This is a genomic window from Ruegeria sp. BA2 (assembly GCF_056539605.1).
In genome coordinates this window covers 246,157-263,075 of record NZ_JBQFVE010000002.1, presented here as the reverse complement: position 1 = coordinate 263,075, position 16,919 = coordinate 246,157, and the positions used below count along the sequence as shown (strand labels likewise).

The following is a 16,919-nucleotide window of genomic DNA, read 5'->3' as shown; positions in this document are numbered from 1 at the left end:
TGCCACATTCTAGTTATTTGGCAGCAGGATCAAGGCCAGATCAGGTACCAGCGAAACCATTATCCAGACGGACAGCAACGCAGCCAGATAAGGAACCGTATACCGCAACAGTCGGAAATACGGCACTCCGGTTACGCCAGAAGCGACATAGAGGTTCAGACCATAAGGTGGCGTGATAAAGCCGATGGATGCCCCCACAAGGAAGATCACCGAGAAATGGATCGGATCAATTCCGACCGAGGCCGCAATTGGCGCAAGGATCGGAGCAAGGATGATGGTCACCGGAAGGCTCTCAAGCACCATGCCTGAGAAGAAGACAATCACCATCGACGTAAACAGAACAGCATAGTATCCGCCCATTGACGTTACGAAATCCCCAATGGTTTGCTGTGCACCAAGCAAAGACAGGATTTGCTGCATTACTACCGATACGGCAATCAGCGGAGCGAGGATGCCGGTGATCTGAGCCGAACGGATAACGATCGATGGTATCTCGGGGACGGTAAACCCTTCGACGACGAACATTTCGGCAAAGCTCTTCTCGGTGGGTGGAATGTCGTTCCGCGCGCCCATGATCCGGTTGATCGGATAGCTGACCAGACCGGCAATGACACAGAACCCGACGGTTACACCAGCCGCCTCGGTCGGTGAGAATTTGCCCGTGTAGATTCCCCACAAAACCAGACCGATGGCGAAGAAACCCAGCCATGCACCGAATGCGGTTTTCAGAATGCGGTTCAGTTGCAGCGGGATCAGGTGGCCCCAACCATTCATGCGGCAGATGATCCAGCATGCCAGTTGCATACCCATGACCATCAGTGCCCCAGGCAAAATGCCAGCCACGAATAATTCGGAAATCGGCAGGTTCATGAGGAACCCGTAAACGATGAAGATAATCGAAGGCGGGATAATGATCCCCACGGTCCCACCTGCAGCCGCTGTGGCAGCACTGAACCTCTCATCATAGCCACCCTTGACCATCTCGGGGTGCAACATCGATCCAATCGTCGCGGTGGTGGCCGAGTTTGACCCCGAGATTGCAGCGAACAGACCGCATGCCCCCAGCGACGCCATTGCCAAACCGCCGCGTATCCAGCCCAGACAGGCATAAGCGAAATCGCTCAGTCGCCGCGCAATACCGGATTTGTTGATCAGGTCGCCGGTCAGGATAAACAGCGGCATCGCAAGCAGGGCAAAGCCCTTGTTGAACACGTTCAACAACTCCGCGCCCATATTGTCCAGCGTCAGGCCCAGAACGAACGAGCAGCCAATCACCCAGTACCCGATAACCAGGAACACCGGGACACCCAGCATGAACAAAAAGGTGACCCCTAAAGAGATCAGCGTAACCAAAGTTCCATCTGCCATCAGTCTGCCCCAATCACAGCTTGTTTGATGAGCGGTTCGCCCGTTCTCCAATTGTGAAGATCATCTGCGAGGTTCTGGAACACACGCCCTACCATCAGAAAAAACGACAACGGCGCGGCCAGCAAAAACCACCACTGCATGACATTGTCGGTGCCCAGAACGATTTGAAAGTTTGAGGCCGAAAGTGCCACCAAACGTGAGGTCGTAACGATGATAATGACCGCGAAGATGAACCATAATATCGCGTCCAGGAACAGACATGCCAATTGCCCGCCGCGCGGCATGGCGGTGCGAAATTCACTGAAGCTAAGGTGCGTGCGCAGTCTTACGTTGTAAGACGCCCCAAACCAAGCCATGACCATGAACAGAAGCGGAGGAATTGTGGTGGACCAAGGCTCTTGGTCATTAAAGACAAAGCGATCAATGACCCCCCAAAAGATGATCAGTGCGATGGCCAGATAGGAATACACCATAACCGATCGCTCAAGGTGGCGCTCGATGAATGGTGAGGCACGATACAGAGCCAACACTGCAAGTCCGCCGATCGCAGCAACCACCGCACCCACCACCCAGGCAGCATTTGATTGTAAGGCGGATTGAATCTCAAACGAATCCTGACTCAGAAATGCACCAAAAATCGTACCGATGTCTGCCCAAAGAGACATTGCACCTTCCCTCCCATCTCGTCTTCTTGTGCTAATTTGGGCGGTCCTGATCCAAGACCGCCCAAATTATCCGCTATCTTAGGACTTCCACCAACGGCGCGGTTCGACGTTTTCCGGCAGTGTATCTGCAGGGATTTCTCGCGCAATGTCGTAGATTTCCTGGTAGGTATCGATGCCACCGGCCCATTTGTTCAGGCGCTCACGCCACTGTGCCCAAGGTTCCGGGTTGTAGTTCGGAGCGCACATTTCTTCGGCCAGTTTGATCTGATCATCCGGCAGGAAGGCCGGGCGTACGCCGTTTTCAGCGAAGATCGTATCCGGAAGCTGCGGCTCCGAGAAACCAACTGTATTCAACAGCGCCGCTTCGTTTGCGCCCTGAATCAGAGCTTGCGTGAAATATGAGGATTCCATAACCGCATCCTGCAATTCGCCGCTCAGCCCATCAAAGACTTTGGCCGACATGGAAGTATGTTCGGTTCCGCAGAAGAACTTGAGGTTCACAGATTGTGACACAACAGGCGCCATGTTGGCATATGCCACGGCCGAGGCCCAGGTTTCTGCACCATCAATCAAACCGGTTTTCAATGCGTCCAGTGTCTCTTCCCAAGCCACGGGCACCGGGTTCAGGTTCAGCAGCTGCATTGCAATGCGGCCAAGCTGTGTCCCTGTCACGCGGTTTTTCGTGCCGAACAGCTCTTCCAGCTTGGTGACCGTCGGCTTGTCAGAGAATGTCGAACCCATCTGCAGGCCACGCAGTTCACAATGCGTAAACAGGAACTTCAGCCCGTGCCGTTTTTCCAAAGGCTCGCGCAGAATGCGCTGGCTTTCGGGGCTATAGAAGAAGTGATACTGAGCCGCGCGGCTGGGGAACATATAAGCGTAGTCCAAGACGTTCAGATACGGCGCGCCACCGGCTGAGTTCTGCGTCGAGGCCGCATAGATGTCGACAATACCCTGCTGGGTTTTCTCAACACAGCTCAGCTGGCCGCAGATCTGGTTGTCGCCAATGAACTCAATGCGAATCTCTCCGTCAGTGCGTTCTTCAAGATCACGCGCGAATTCGATCGCACCGGCACGCTCGATGAGCAGATTTCGTGTGTTGAAGCCCGAGGCACCAAATTTCAGCGTGTGCTTGGCTTCTTTCGAGAACCGTTTTTCGTAAGTTGATTCAGCAGCTTGAGCCAGATTTGCGAGACTCATCGCGCCTCCGAAACCTCCAGCCGCCAACAAAGTGGAACTCATGCCATAGCGGCCTGCGACCCGGAAAAAATCCCGACGCGAAATACCGCTCAGTTTCTTACCGATCTCCATTGCTTACCTCCCTGATAGCAAAAAATGAGACGTTTAGTATCAAAAAAGCTAGCTTAAAAGACTCAAATTGTATAGATGTTTTTCGACTCAAATGATGAGGGACCGAAATGGAGATAACGGGCGCTTCTGTCTTCTTAGGCTTTTCCATTCACAGACTAATGGGTCGAATCCGGTCTCGCCTCGCAGAAAATCTGCGTTTCTCCCAACGCTCCCACTGCCAAAAATTCGGTTTCAGAAATGTCGTATGACTACATAATCGTAGGTGCAGGTTCTGCCGGATGCGTGATCGCGAACAGGCTATCTGCCGATCCCAATATCCGTGTCTTGCTACTGGAAGCAGGCGGTAGAGATTTGAACCCCTGGATCCATATTCCGGTTGGATATTTCAAAACGCTCCACAATCCCAAAACGGACTGGTGCTATAAGTCTGAACCCGATCCCGGCTTGAACAATCGCTCGCTCGACTGGCCGCGCGGCAAAGTGTTGGGCGGTTCGTCCTCGATCAATGGGTTGCTCTATGTACGCGGGCAGAAGGAGGACTATAACCGTTGGGCCCAATTGGGTAACACCGGTTGGTCCTGGGATGACGTATTACCACTGTTCAAGCGCTCAGAAAACCACGAAGAGTCTGACTCTGACCTACATGGCAAGGACGGCGAACTGGCCGTTTCGCTGATCCGCGCCAAATCCAAGATCTCAGAAGCGTTTATTGATGCCGCAGTCGAAATGGGTGTGCCACGAACCGACGATTATAACGGGAACACTCAAGAGGGCGCAGGGTATTTTCACCAAACAGCAAAGGGTGGTTTCCGTTGCTCATCGGCCAAAGCATTTTTGACGCCAATCAAGGACAGCCGGAACAACCTCGACATCGAAACCCATGCCCACGCAAAGGGTTTGTTATTCGCGACCGATGAACCCCGGACTGTGACAGGCATTGCCTATGACCGGAAAGGCACGCCGCAGAAGGCTTTTCTGAATCCGGGTGGCGAAGTCATTTTGTCGGCGGGCGCGATTGGCTCACCGCAACTTCTTGAAATCTCGGGCATTGGCAACCCTGAGGTGTTGCAAGCAGCCGGGATAGAGACCCGTCATAAACTGCCCGGTGTCGGTGAGAACCTGCAGGATCATCTGCAGATACGACTGGTTTACGAAGTCAACGTGCCGACCTTGAATGATGCGATCAACAACTTGATCAACCGTGCAGGTATCGGCATCGAATACGCCCTGCGCCGGACAGGACCGATGAGCCTTGGCGCGTCTCAGGTCGCTATATTTGCCAAGTCGATGGAAGGGCTGGACACACCAGACATTCAGTTCCATTTCCAACCGCTTTCGGCCGACAAGCCCGGGATTGAAATGCATCCGTTCTCGGGATTCACATCTTCCGTGTGTCAGTTACGCCCCGAAAGCCGGGGTCATATTCACGTCTCGTCACCGGATGCGCATGTTTATCCGAAAATTGTGCCAAACTATCTGTCCGCGACAGCAGACCAACTCTGCGCGATCCGTGCCGTCAAATTCGCGCGTGCCATGACCAAAACCAAGGCGCTGTCACCTTTCATTGTACGCGAGCATGTTCCCGAAGGTCGGGTCGAAACGGATGAAGAACACCTTGAAACGGCACGCGATTTGGCTCAGACAATTTACCACCCGACGTCGACCTGCAAAATGGGTATCGATGACATGGCGGTGGTGGATCCGCGACTTCGCGTTCACGGGATTGCCGGTTTGCGCGTAGCAGACGCCTCGATCATGCCTGACATCATCAGCGGGAATACCAATGCACCCTCGATCATGATTGGTGAGAAATGTAGCGATCTTGTTCTGGAAGACCGCAAGCAATCGGTTTGATCGCTTTGATGCAATCGTTCAGGGCGGCAACTGATCTAATTGCCCCCGACAACGCGCCTGCTTTTCTTAGCAAATGCTCAGCATCCATATTGGTAAACTGGGCTACGACGATACTGAACGGCCGCATTAAGTTCTAAACTGATACGGCCTGCAAAGCCTCATCACGAGTCAGATTTGCGCGGATATCGTTTGCAATGACTTCGCCCCTGCGCAGCACGACAAGACGGTCGGCAAGATCATATGCAAAATCGAAATACTGTTCGACTAGGACAATTGCCATTTCGCCGCTTGTTCTCAGATGCCGTATCACCTCACCTATTTGTTGGATGATGTTGGGCTGAATGCCTTCTGTGGGTTCGTCCAACAGCAAAAGCCTGGGCTTTGTAATCAGCGCGCGCGCAATCGCAAGTTGCTGCTGTTGCCCGCCGGAAAGATCACCCCCGCGACGGTTGTGCATCTTCTTGAGGACAGGGAATAAATTAAAAATCCCATCCGGGATGAAGTGTTCGTCAGATGGCAGACAAGCAAAACCGGTTTCCAGGTTTTCACGTACCGAGAGCAATGGAAATATTTCCCGACCCTGCGGAACATAGGCGACGCCTTTCCATGCCATCTGGTGTGCGGATAATCGGGGTAAGCTTTCTCCGTTCAGCGAGATGTCACCACCCGAGCGTGGATGCGTTCCCGATATCGCTTTCATCAAGCTGGTTTTCCCAACACCATTGGTTCCCATCACGCAAGTCACCTCTCCGGTCGCGGCCTCCATCGAAATGCCGTTAAGGATTTGCGAATGCCCATAATGCAGGGTCAGGTTGGTCAGTTTCAGCATCGCTTAGCGTCCTAGATAAACGTCGATGACGTCTTGATTTGAAGTGACGTGATCCAGTGAACCCTCTGCCAAAACCGATCCTTCGTGTAGGACCGTGACCTTGCAGTTCAGGCGGCGGACAAATTCCATGTCGTGTTCCACCACAACCACGGCGCGGGTCTTGGCGGCCTGCACCAGCAGGTCGGTCGTATGTTCGCGTTCTTGTGGCGTCATCCCGGCGGCAGGTTCGTCGACCAGCAACAAGCGGGGTTCTTGTGCCAATAACATCCCAATTTCCAGCCACTGCTTCTGACCGTGGCTGAGTTCACCGGATTTACGATTCAACTCCTCCTTCAGCCCGATCTCGGCAGCCAATTCTTCAACCTGCTTCAGATCCTCCGCTGAAGGACGATAAAACAGAACCCCGAGCCAACCGCGCTTGTTTTTAAGAGCCATCAGCAGGTTTTCCTGCACAGTCTGGTCTTCGAACACTGTCGGTTTCTGAAATTTCCTGCCGATGCCTACCTGTGCAATCTTCGCCTCGCTCATTCGTAGCAACGATATGGATTTCTCGCCCCAGATCACGTGGCCTTCGTCGGGTCGGGTCTCGCCGGTGACAATGTCCATGAAAGTCGTCTTGCCCGCCCCGTTCGGCCCGATCACAGCACGGAGTTCCGCATTACCAATCTGGAATGACAGGTTGTTGATGGCTCGAAAACCGTCGAACGTGACAGATACACCACTCACTTCTAACAAAGTGCTCATTCGCTGGCCTCCTTCTCGCGCAGCGCCCCATCGTCAGGCCCAAGGGTCGCGCCGTGGCGCAGCGGCGCGCGGCGATTGGTCCAGAGATCGAAAAGGCCTCCGATCCCCTGCGGGGCGAACAGAGTGACTAGCACAAATGATACGCCCAGCAGGACCTGCCACCAGTCGACCCATTTGATCGTGTAAAAGCCCAACGGGATATCGGGGGCCTGCCCGCCGGTGAACCACGTGCTCAGCAGGCTGACGAAAGCTGCACCTATGACCGCGCCATACAGTCGACCACGCCCGCCGATGGCAACCCAAACGGCCAGATAGATCGACGCGATGGGCGCCATTTCTTCAGGATTGATGATGCCCGCCTGTGGGTAATAGAGCGCACCCGCGATGGCGGCGATGCAGGCAGTCAGGGTGAAGACGGCCAGCTTGTAGACCTCGACCGAATAGCCGAGGAACCGCACCCGCGCCTCATTGTCGCGAATGCCACGAATGACTGAGCCGAACTTGCCTGATACGAGCCACGCCGCCAGCATATAGCCCAGCCCCAAGGCTAGCGCCGAGGCCCAGAGAAACCAGACCGATACCACATCCTGCGAGGCTGTGACACCCGGAAGGTTCTGCAAGCCAGATAAGCCATTGTTGCCGCGTAAGCCGCTGTCATTCTGGAACAGGTACAGTGCCAGCGCCAAGGTCATCGCTTGGGTAAGGATCGACAGGTACACGCCCGTCACTCGGCTTCGGAAGGCCAGCCATCCGAAGATTAGCGCCAGAAGACCCGGCACTAACACCACCAGCGCCAGTTGCAGGAACAGGCTGTCCGAGAAGGCCCAGACTAGCGGAAATTCTGACGACCCGACGACGCCGAAAATCTGTGTGCCAATAGCGTCCACGACCTCGGAAGGTGTGGGTGGGATTTCGGCTTGCGATAGTGACTCGACCACTATCAGGCGCGTGCGCTCGTACATCAGCCACATGCCGATCATGTACCCGCCCAACCCGAAAAAGGCGAAATGACCCAAAGACAGGATGCCAGTGAACCCCCACACCAGATCCATCGCCACCGCGATCAGACAAAGGCACAAGGTTTTGCCTAGCGTTTTGACGAAGCTGGTCGAGATGACACCGATCCCGAACCCTTCGGACAGGACGGTCACGCCCAAAGTGAACAGGGACAGGATGGCCAGAAAGACCAGCACCGAGGGGTTTTTGGCGACAAAACTGCGTTCCATGGCTCAATCCCCCGCCGCGCGACCTTTGAGGGCGATGATGCCCCTTGGCCGGAATTGAATGAAAATGATGATGAAAACGATCATATAGGTTTGCGCGGCCAGGGTGTTCGAAGGGTTGGCCCATTCGATCCCTTTCTGCAGAAAACCGATCATACCCGCGCCCGCCAGAGCACCCCAGATGTTGCCGACACCACCGACGACGACGGTCATGAAGCTCTGCACGATGTAATCGCTGCCCAGGTCCGAGGTGACTTTGGCGAACAGACCAATCGCGACCCCGGCAATCCCGGCGATACCCGAGCCCAGACCGAAGGTCAGCATATTCACCCGCTCCGGGTTGATCCCCATCGACCCAGCCATGCGCGGGTTCTGGGTCACAGCGCGCATCTCAAGCCCCAGCCGGGTGCGTTTCATGATGTACAGAAACAGCCCCAGAAAGATCATCGCCAGCACAATGATCGCGATACGGATATAGCTGATCGAGACCACATCGTTCAGCACCCAGGCCCCATCTAGCCAGCCCGGCGCGGTCAGCGGGCGAGCCTGCGTGCCGAAAATGTTCTTGGCTAACTGTTGCAATGCGATCGAAATGCCAAACGTCGCCAGCAGAGTCTCCAGTGGGCGTGAATACAACCAACGGATCACCAGCCGCTCCATCGCGACGCCCATTGCGAAGGTGATGGCAAAAGCCATCGGGATGGCAACGACGATGGAAAGCGTGTGGTCGGAGATGAACTGTTGTACGACGTAACCGGTGTAGGCGCCCATCATGATGAACTCGCCATGGGCCATGTTGATGACGCCCATCACACCAAAGGTGATGGCCAGACCGATGGCGGCAAGGAAATAGATCGAGGCCAGAGAAATTGCGTCCAGCGTTAGATCGAGGGTTTGGTTCAGGCCGACCTTCAACTCGATCTGTTCCAGTGCCAGCACTGCGGCAGCGGTCACTTCGGGTGAGGGCTCGGTGTAGATATCAAAGAACACATGTTCAGCCAGTGCCGCATCTATGTCGGCCTCGGTCACCAAGGCGGGTACAACACCGACCGCGGCCAAAGCCGCATAGGCCCGAGCGCGCGCAGCGTCCGTATTCAGTTGCGCGACCGGAATGTCACCAACGCGGCCACCCTCAATATTGGCCGCAAGAGCTGCTCGGATATCATCAGGTGAAACCTGCGGGGATGCTAGATCACCAGTGACCAGCAAGTTGTAGGCCTCATCGCGCGACAACTCGCTGGAACCCGGCTCCAATACGTCAGCGATATTCGCATCAGATGGTAGTTCGGCTGCCGCCTGTCGCGTCGTCGCGATCACTGGGTTCAAAGCGCCACGGACGTCGACGCCAAGATCGTCAGACATTTGCTCAATCGCGGCCACACGCGCCGTGGTGTCGGCGTCATATCCAATCGTCAGCAACCGTTCGAGGCGTTGTTTCTGGGCTTTCAGGTCCGTGTCGGGTTCATCGGCAATCGACGCCCGCAGGGGCTCCAGCAAGGCCCCTTCGGGATCGCGTTGGATGGATAGCAAAGCGGCCAGCCGCCGAGCGCGGTCTGGATCAGTCAGTTGGAACTGCACCAGAGCAGTCCCGATCATCGCGCGAATGCCGCTGTTGGGTTTCAATTGCTTCAGGTCGGATTTCTCGAACGTGCCGACAACCTCTCCGGTATCAAAGTCGGTCAACTCATAGGTGCGCCCTTCATCCTTCTTGCCGGCAAAGAACAAGCCGTCTGACTTGCGCATCCACATGTTCTTGGCAGCCCATGTCTCAAGCATCACCTGTGCCTGAGGCAACCCGCTAGAGGCAATCGCATCAATCGCGGGTCCAATCGTCTTGCGCGAGCTTTTGGCGATGATCTCTTGATGCTCTTGCAGGATCGGTTGCAGACCGCCCTGTTGCGCGTTGGCGGTCAGGCAAGCGCACACGAATGCGAGACCCGCAAGGAATAGTCGTAACATGTGGTGAAACCCGAGGTGTCTTTAGGGCAAGGCGGGCATCACACCCGCCTTGCGTGTCGTTTAGTAGTTCGACAGGGTCTGAACGCAGGTCTCGGTCTCGGTGTTGTACATTCCGCAGCCAAGCTCTTTCCAATCCGATATCAAAACTGCCGATTCCGGTAGGAAGTCAGTCCAGGCGTCGCCGGGCACGACGTCGGTTTCGCTGATGATGTCGAACTGACCGTCTTCCTGAATTTCACCGATCAGAACCGGCTTGGCGAGGTGGTGGTTCGGCAGCATGACTGCAGTGCCACCGGTCAGGTTCGGAAACTCCTGCCCATACATCGCCGCGCGGACGTCATCGACTTTGGTCGATCCGGCCTCGGTCGCCGCGTTAACCCACATATTGAAGCCGATGTAATGCGCTTCCATCGGGTCGTTGGTCACACGCTCGTCACCCATGGTGGCTTTCCAAGTGTCAACGAATTCAGCATTAGCTTCGGTATCCGCCGACTGGAAGTAGTTCCACGCGGCCAGATGACCGACCAAGTTAGTGGTGTCGAGACCCGACAACTCTTCCTCGCCGACCGAGAACGCAACGACCGGAATGTCATCCGCGGAAACGCCAGCAGCGGCCAGCTCTTTATAGAAACCGATGTTTGCGTCGCCATTGATGGTAGAGATCACGCCAACCTTTTTGCCATCAGCACCCAGCGCGACAACGTCAGCAACGATCTTGGACCAGTCGGAATGGCCGAACGGTGTATAGTTTACGAAGATATCGTCATCCGCGACGCCCTTTTGCGTCAGGTAGCTTTCCAGAATGTTGTTGGTGGTGCGAGGGTAGACATAGTCAGTGCCCAGCAGCGCGAATTTCTCAACACCCAACTCGTCTAGGAAGTAATCAGTGGCGGGGATCGCCTGCTGGTTCGGGGCTGCCCCCGTGTAAAACACATTCTTTGAGGATTCTTCGCCCTCATACTGAACTGGATAGAAGAGCAGGCCATTCAACTCTTCAATAACCGGCAGGACTGACTTGCGGCTCACCGAAGTCCAGTTGCCAAAGATGACGTCAACTTCGTGCACTGTCAGCAGTTCGCGCGCTTTTTCGGCAAACAGCGGCCAGTCAGATGCAGGGTCGACAACAACGGCCTCAAGTTGTTTCCCAAGCAATCCACCCTTGGCGTTTTGCTGATCGATCAACATCAGCATTGTATCTTTCAGAGTGGTTTCCGAAATCGCCATCGTGCCCGATAGCGAGTGCAGAACACCCACTTTGATGGTGTCTTCCGCTGAAAGCGCAGCGGTGGCCATGGCAGCAAATACAACCGATCCGGCGAGCGAGGATTTGAGAGAGGTCATGTCATTCTCCTGACGGGGCCGGGAGAGAGGGCTTGCGTCGTGACGCATTCTTCTTCTACCTGATCCCCGCAACTGTTGTTGCGTTCCGTGTGGCGGTTGTGTCCGAGGTCCAATTCGCGCAGCCGTCACACACCCCCGGGTCGTCTCCGCGGTGGGCACACATACGGTTTCTGCATCGCAGCAATCTTGGCAACCTGCTGGATAGCCAATTCTGGTCTTCGGCTGTTTCTGCCCATTTTTTAGACCAACACTTAGGTGTGTGATTAAAATCTGATCAAATGATGCGGAAACTCCCAAGTCTGCGGCAACACAGAATAGTGTTCCGGCCCTGCAACTGGGAGACAAAGTGCACAGAAAGTCTGTTTGCGGGTGCACTATTACTCAGATTCCAAACATATCTGTCGTCGAACACCACAAACCGCCACGCGCGGCGGGGGCGGTAAATCTCAGTACAAAACTGCTGGGTGAGCGATCAGTTTTAGACAATTTTCGGCAATCAGGGTCGCTGAAGTGCCTGTTTCCCAGAAACAGTGCGAACAATCTCGAGGCCGTTCTGTTGAATACGGCAGGAGGCGTGACAGGTGGAGACGCTTTCCGGTTCTCAGCCAAGGCTTCAGAAGCAACTTCTCTGTCGCTTACGACGCAGGCTTGCGAACGGGCCTACAAATCGCAGCCCGGGGCCTTCGGGCTGGTTACCAACCACTTGGTTGTTGCGCCGGATGCGCGAATGAACTGGTTGCCGCAAGAAACGATTTTATTCAACAGAAGCGCATTGGACCGGCGTCTAAGGGTTGAGGTGTCAGCCGGTGCCGAGATGCTTTTAGTTGAGCCCTTGGTTTTTGGACGCTCGGCCATGGGAGAGACGCTGACAGACGTCCGACTACGCGACCGGATTGAGGTTTGGTGCAACGGACAGCTTGCCTTTCTGGACACGATCAGATTCTCCGGCAACCTCAATGAACGGCTATCCAAGCCGCATTGCGCAAATGGGGCTGGGGCGATGGCGTTGGTCGTTTTTGCCTCTTCGGCTGCAGAGGGCCAGTTGCATACCATTCGCCAAATGCTGCCAGACACAGCCGGAGCCAGTCTGGTCCAACGTGATCTGATGGTTATTCGCATACTGGCCAAAGACAGCTTTCTTCTGCGCCGCGAACTGATCCCGGTTTTACGCCTGTTGAACAACGACAATTTGCCCCGATGCTGGATGCTTTGAGATGAACCTGACACCTCGTGAAAAAGACAAACTGATGGTCGCTATGGCCGCTGAAGTCGCCCGGAAGCGGCTGTCTCGGGGGGTCAAGCTGAACCACCCCGAAGCCATCGCCCTGATCACGGACGCAGTGGTTGAGGGCGCGCGCGATGGTCGTTCGGTCGCTGACATGATGCAGGCTGGTGCCGAGGTCATTACGCGCGACCAATGCATGGAAGGCATCCCCGAGATGATCCATGAGGTGCAAGTCGAGGCAACCTTCCCAGACGGGACAAAACTTGTCACCGTCCACAACCCCATTCGCTAATCTATCAAGGAGTACGTAAATGAACCGTATGCTATTTCCAGCGTTTGTTCTCGCAGGACCTGCCTCGGCCCACACCGGCACACATCTCCACGCCCATGGCACGGACTATGCGTTACTTGCGGTCGGTCTGGGGGCCATTGTGGTACTGGCGATTGCAGTGATCTCGAAGCTACCAAAATGATTCCGGGAGAGTTGTTTCCGGGTGTGGGTGAGATCACCCTGAACGCAGACGCCCAGACGGTAACGTTGATGGTGGCCAATACCGGCGATCGCCCGATCCAGGTGGGCTCGCATTATCACTTCGCGGAAACAAACCCGGCTCTGGAATTCGACCGCACAGAGGCACGCGGGCGACGCCTTGATATCGCGCCGGGCACCGCGGTGCGCTTTGAACCGGGTCAAAGCCGCGAGGTTACGCTGATCCCGATCGGGGGTAATCGCCGAGTGTTCGGTTTCAATCAGCAGATCATGGGAGCGCTCTGATGCCAGCCAAAATCAATCGCTCGGACTATGCCGCGATGTTCGGCTCCACGACGGGCGACAAACTGCGGCTGGCCGATACTGATCTGATCATTGAGGTCGAGCGCGATCTGACGACCTATGGCGAAGAGGTCAAATTCGGTGGTGGCAAGGTGATCCGTGACGGGATGGGACAGTCACAGGTCACGCGCGCCGAAGGGGCCGTAGATACGGTCATCACCAACGCACTGATCGTCGATCACTCTGGGATCTATAAAGCGGATGTCGGACTGAAAGACGGACGGATCGCCAAGATTGGCAAGGCCGGAAATCCGGACACACAATCTGGTGTCGACATCACTATCGGCCCAGGCACCGAAATCATTGCCGGTGAGGGGCGTATCCTGACGGCCGGTGGTTTTGACAGCCACATCCACTTTATCTGCCCGCAACAAATCGAAGATGCCCTGCATTCAGGACTGACCACTATGCTTGGTGGTGGTACCGGCCCAGCCCATGGTACGCTGGCGACCACTTGCACACCCGGCCCTTGGCATATCGGACGGATGCTGCAGGCTGCAGACGCATTTCCAATGAACCTCGCCTTCGCGGGTAAAGGGAACGCTTCGTTGCCTGCAGCGCTTGAAGAACAGGTTGCGGCTGGGGCTTGCGCGCTGAAACTGCATGAAGATTGGGGCACAACCCCTGCCGCGATTGATTGCTGCCTGTCGGTTGCCGATGCCATGGACGTGCAGGTCATGATCCACACCGATACGCTGAATGAATCCGGGTTCGTTGAGCACACAGTTGCTGCCATGAAGGGCCGTACCATTCATGCCTTTCACACAGAAGGCGCGGGCGGAGGCCACGCCCCTGATATCATCAAGATCTGCGGCGAAAACCACGTTCTGCCATCGTCGACCAACCCAACACGACCCTTCACCGTAAACACGGTCGAAGAGCATCTGGACATGCTGATGGTCTGCCACCACCTCGACAAATCCATCCCCGAGGATGTTGCGTTTGCCGAAAGCCGTATCCGGCGCGAGACTATCGCCGCCGAAGATATCCTGCATGATATGGGCGCCTTCTCGATCATCGCATCGGACAGTCAGGCCATGGGGCGTGTCGGCGAGGTTCTGATCCGCACCTGGCAAACTGCGGACAAAATGAAGAAACAGCGTGGACGCCTGCCTGAAGAAACCGGCGAGAACGACAACCTGCGGGTTCGCAGGTACATCGCCAAGTATACGATCAATCCGGCGATTGCGCATGGGCTTAGCCATGAAATAGGCAGCGTTGAGGAAGGCAAACGCGCAGACCTTGCACTGTGGAACCCGGCCTTTTTCGGAGTCAAACCCGAAATGGTCTTGTTAGGCGGTACTATTGCGTGCGCGCAGATGGGGGATCCCAACGCCTCAATCCCAACGCCTCAACCGGTCTATAGTCGCCCGATGTTTGGTGCCTATGGCCGCTCAGTTGAAAACTCGGCGATCACCTTTGTGTCTGAGGCCGCAAAAGCCGATGGCATTGGGGAAACGCTCGGCCTGGCTAAACAGACGGTTGCCGTCCGCGACACGCGGAATATCGGCAAGCAGGATTTGTTGCTGAACAACGCCACCCCCCATGTCGAGGTGGACCCCGAAACATACGAGGTTCGCGCAGATGGCGAGCTGCTGATCTGCCAACCCGCCGAAGTGCTGCCGATGGCGCAGCGCTATTTTATGTTCTGAAACTAGGAGGCCAACGATGACCACCGCGATCAAAACCGCGCGCATCTATCACGATCATCATCACGCGCAGGCATATGCTCAGGTTTCATTGGACTATGACGGTCGTTTCCTGCGCCGCAAGATGCTGGCCACCGATGGAGGTGAGGCGTTTCTTGTCGATCTGGCGCAAACTCAGTCGCTCAACCACGGTGGAGTGCTGATTTTGGAGGACGGGCGTGAGATCGAAATCATCGCAGCGGCCGAAGAACTGCTGGAGATCCGCGGGGAGAACCTGCCTCGACTAGCGTGGCATATCGGTAACCGGCACACGCCTTGTCAGGTCGAGTCCCAAAGATTGTTGATCCAACGCGATCACGTTATTCAAGATATGCTCAACAAGTTGGGCGCTGAGGTTTCAATGGTTATTGAACCCTTTACGCCCGAAGGTGGCGCCTATGGCCACGGCAGGACCCATGGCCACGCCCACTGACGCCCATATCCTTACGCTGGCCCAGTGGTTATCGCCAGCTTACCCTGTCGGAGGATTTGCCTATTCTCACGGCCTAGAAGCAGCGATTGAAAACGGATCAGTCACAAACGCGGACGAGACGGCAGATTGGGTTCTGGAAGTGTTGGAACATGGCTCGGGCTGGAACGACGCGTTGTTTCTTGTTGCGGCTTATCTGGCCCGGAATGCCGTAGAATTGTCCCATGTCGATGCCACGGCGCGGGCTTTTTGCGCCTCATCAGAACGTCTGATGGAGACCAATAATCTGGGTCAAGCATTCGGGACTGTAACAAGCGATGTCTGGGGCTTGGACCTAGGAGCATCCACGTATCCCGTTTCACTTGGTCGCGCCGCGCGGCTGCAGGACCTTCCACTTTTGTTGACGACAAAGCTGTTTCTACAAGGGTTTGTCAGCAATCTGGTTGCGTGCGCGACCCGGCTTGTCCCTTTGGGACAGACCGAGGCCCAAAACCTGATCCGGGATTTGACCCCTCGATGCGCCCGCATCGCTGAATTGGCCCAAACTGCCGATCTGGATGACCTGAGTTCCACCGCCTTTTTGACCGACATCGCATCGATGCAACACGAAACTCAATATTCAAGGATTTTCAGAACATGAGCAGCATGAACGGCCCCCTTCGTGTAGGTATTGGAGGCCCGGTTGGGGCCGGAAAAACCACCCTTACCGCCGCATTGGCCGAAACCCTGCGAGATGCCTGCTCGCTTGGCGTCATTACCAACGACATTTATACGCAGGAGGATGCAGAAGCCTTGATGCGTCTACAGGTCTTGCCTCAGGACAGGATCATTGGCGTTGAAACCGGTGGCTGCCCACACACGGCAATTCGCGAAGACGCCTCCATCAATCTTGCAGCTGTCGCCGAGATGCAAGCGCGCCATCCAGATCTGGATCTTGTTCTGATCGAGAGTGGCGGTGACAACTTGTCCGCCACTTTCAGCCCAGAACTTGCTGACTTGACGATCTATGTAATCGATGTGGCCGCCGGAGAGGAAATCCCCCGTAAAGGCGGACCGGCCATAACCAAATCTGACATCCTGGTCATCAACAAAACCGATTTGGCGCCACATGTTGGTGCATCGCTTGAAGTGATGAAGCGCGACGCAAAAAGAATGCGCAACGGAAAACCCTTTGTCTTCACATCTCTGCGTCATCGACAAGGCGTAAGCGAAATCGTTGATTTTCTGGTTCAATCTGGCGGATTGATGTTATCGCAAAAAGGAGCCAAGGCTTTGACGGCATAATATTTTGGACCCAGAAGCCTAATTTTGGCCGTTTCCAAAGCAAATGATCATCAGTTTTCCAACTTGCGCCTCCATGTCATCGTAGCAGCATTGGGCAAAGTCATAGGGCTTAACCTGGTCTCACTGCTTCAATCTCGGGCGGACGCACGATCCGTGATAGTGCTAC

At 55.5% G+C, this 16,919-nt stretch carries 17 protein-coding genes; 9 read left to right on the top strand and 8 right to left on the bottom strand.

Annotated elements, in window-relative coordinates; all coding sequences use genetic code 11:
• Positions 1-9: 9 nt before the first annotated feature.
• From ACR0NN_RS05865 to ACR0NN_RS05855, 3 genes are all read right to left on the bottom strand, one after another.
• Positions 10-1,368: a TRAP transporter large permease gene (locus ACR0NN_RS05865; RefSeq protein WP_170723220.1), complete on the bottom strand. Its 1,359-nt coding sequence runs from the start codon at positions 1,366-1,368 to the stop codon at positions 10-12.
• On the bottom strand, positions 1,368-2,033 hold the full coding sequence (locus ACR0NN_RS05860; RefSeq protein WP_170687650.1) for a TRAP transporter small permease subunit: 666 nt from the start codon (positions 2,031-2,033) through the stop codon (positions 1,368-1,370). Before ACR0NN_RS05860 ends, ACR0NN_RS05865 begins: the two co-directional genes overlap by 1 nt.
• A 78-nt stretch (positions 2,034-2,111) precedes the next feature.
• Complete coding sequence (locus tag ACR0NN_RS05855) at positions 2,112-3,344, bottom strand: TRAP transporter substrate-binding protein (protein WP_170687649.1); 1,233 nt, start codon at positions 3,342-3,344, stop codon at positions 2,112-2,114.
• Positions 3,345-3,581: 237 nt separating this feature from the next.
• On the opposite strand from ACR0NN_RS05855, the gene ACR0NN_RS05850 reads away from it, so the two are divergent.
• Entirely contained in the window at positions 3,582-5,198 is a 1,617-nt protein-coding gene (locus ACR0NN_RS05850; protein ID WP_170723219.1) for a GMC family oxidoreductase N-terminal domain-containing protein, read from the top strand.
• Positions 5,199-5,331: 133 nt separating this feature from the next.
• Here the strand turns inward: ACR0NN_RS05850 and urtE are convergent, their stop codons facing one another.
• The 5 genes from urtE to urtA are packed head-to-tail and all read right to left on the bottom strand — an operon-like array spanning position 5,332 to position 11,294.
• Complete coding sequence (gene urtE, locus ACR0NN_RS05845; protein WP_170723218.1) at positions 5,332-6,027, bottom strand: urea ABC transporter ATP-binding subunit UrtE; 696 nt, start codon at positions 6,025-6,027, stop codon at positions 5,332-5,334.
• Between the two features lie 3 nt (positions 6,028-6,030).
• Positions 6,031-6,771, bottom strand: a complete 741-nt coding sequence (urtD, locus tag ACR0NN_RS05840; protein WP_170723217.1) for an urea ABC transporter ATP-binding protein UrtD — start codon at positions 6,769-6,771, stop codon at positions 6,031-6,033.
• Positions 6,768-7,997, bottom strand: coding sequence for an urea ABC transporter permease subunit UrtC (urtC, locus tag ACR0NN_RS05835; protein ID WP_170723216.1), 1,230 nt, complete (start codon positions 7,995-7,997; stop codon positions 6,768-6,770). Before urtC ends, urtD begins: the two co-directional genes overlap by 4 nt.
• A 3-nt stretch (positions 7,998-8,000) precedes the next feature.
• Positions 8,001-9,953, bottom strand: coding sequence for an urea ABC transporter permease subunit UrtB (urtB, locus tag ACR0NN_RS05830; protein WP_170723215.1), 1,953 nt, complete (start codon positions 9,951-9,953; stop codon positions 8,001-8,003).
• Between the two features lie 60 nt (positions 9,954-10,013).
• Complete coding sequence (gene urtA, locus ACR0NN_RS05825; RefSeq protein WP_170723214.1) at positions 10,014-11,294, bottom strand: urea ABC transporter substrate-binding protein; 1,281 nt, start codon at positions 11,292-11,294, stop codon at positions 10,014-10,016.
• A 556-nt stretch (positions 11,295-11,850) separates the two neighbouring features.
• Between urtA and ACR0NN_RS05820 the strand changes: the two genes are divergently transcribed.
• Genes ACR0NN_RS05820 through ureG form a run of 8 tightly spaced genes read left to right on the top strand, consistent with a single transcriptional unit; the run spans position 11,851 to position 16,753 of the window.
• Entirely contained in the window at positions 11,851-12,507 is a 657-nt protein-coding gene (locus ACR0NN_RS05820; protein WP_480684098.1) for an urease accessory protein UreD, read from the top strand.
• 1 nt (position 12,508) lies between these two features.
• Positions 12,509-12,811, top strand: a complete 303-nt coding sequence (locus ACR0NN_RS05815; protein WP_170723213.1) for an urease subunit gamma — start codon at positions 12,509-12,511, stop codon at positions 12,809-12,811.
• 19 nt (positions 12,812-12,830) lie between these two features.
• Positions 12,831-12,992: a peptidase M23 gene (locus ACR0NN_RS05810; RefSeq protein WP_170687640.1), complete on the top strand. Its 162-nt coding sequence runs from the start codon at positions 12,831-12,833 to the stop codon at positions 12,990-12,992.
• The gene (locus ACR0NN_RS05805) at positions 12,989-13,294 is read left to right on the top strand and encodes an urease subunit beta (protein WP_170723212.1); all 306 of its coding nucleotides are present in this window, start codon (positions 12,989-12,991) and stop codon (positions 13,292-13,294) included. The genes ACR0NN_RS05810 and ACR0NN_RS05805 overlap by 4 nt, the downstream gene beginning before the upstream one ends.
• Complete coding sequence (gene ureC / locus ACR0NN_RS05800; RefSeq protein WP_170723211.1) at positions 13,294-15,003, top strand: urease subunit alpha; 1,710 nt, start codon at positions 13,294-13,296, stop codon at positions 15,001-15,003. Before ACR0NN_RS05805 ends, ureC begins: the two co-directional genes overlap by 1 nt.
• Positions 15,004-15,019: 16 nt before the next feature.
• Positions 15,020-15,472, top strand: a complete 453-nt coding sequence (locus tag ACR0NN_RS05795; RefSeq protein WP_170723210.1) for an urease accessory protein UreE — start codon at positions 15,020-15,022, stop codon at positions 15,470-15,472.
• Positions 15,456-16,109, top strand: coding sequence for an urease accessory UreF family protein (locus ACR0NN_RS05790; RefSeq protein ID WP_170723209.1), 654 nt, complete (start codon positions 15,456-15,458; stop codon positions 16,107-16,109). The genes ACR0NN_RS05795 and ACR0NN_RS05790 overlap by 17 nt, the downstream gene beginning before the upstream one ends.
• Entirely contained in the window at positions 16,106-16,753 is a 648-nt protein-coding gene (gene ureG / locus ACR0NN_RS05785) for an urease accessory protein UreG (RefSeq protein ID WP_170723208.1), read from the top strand. The genes ACR0NN_RS05790 and ureG overlap by 4 nt, the downstream gene beginning before the upstream one ends.
• Positions 16,754-16,919 lie beyond the last annotated feature (166 nt).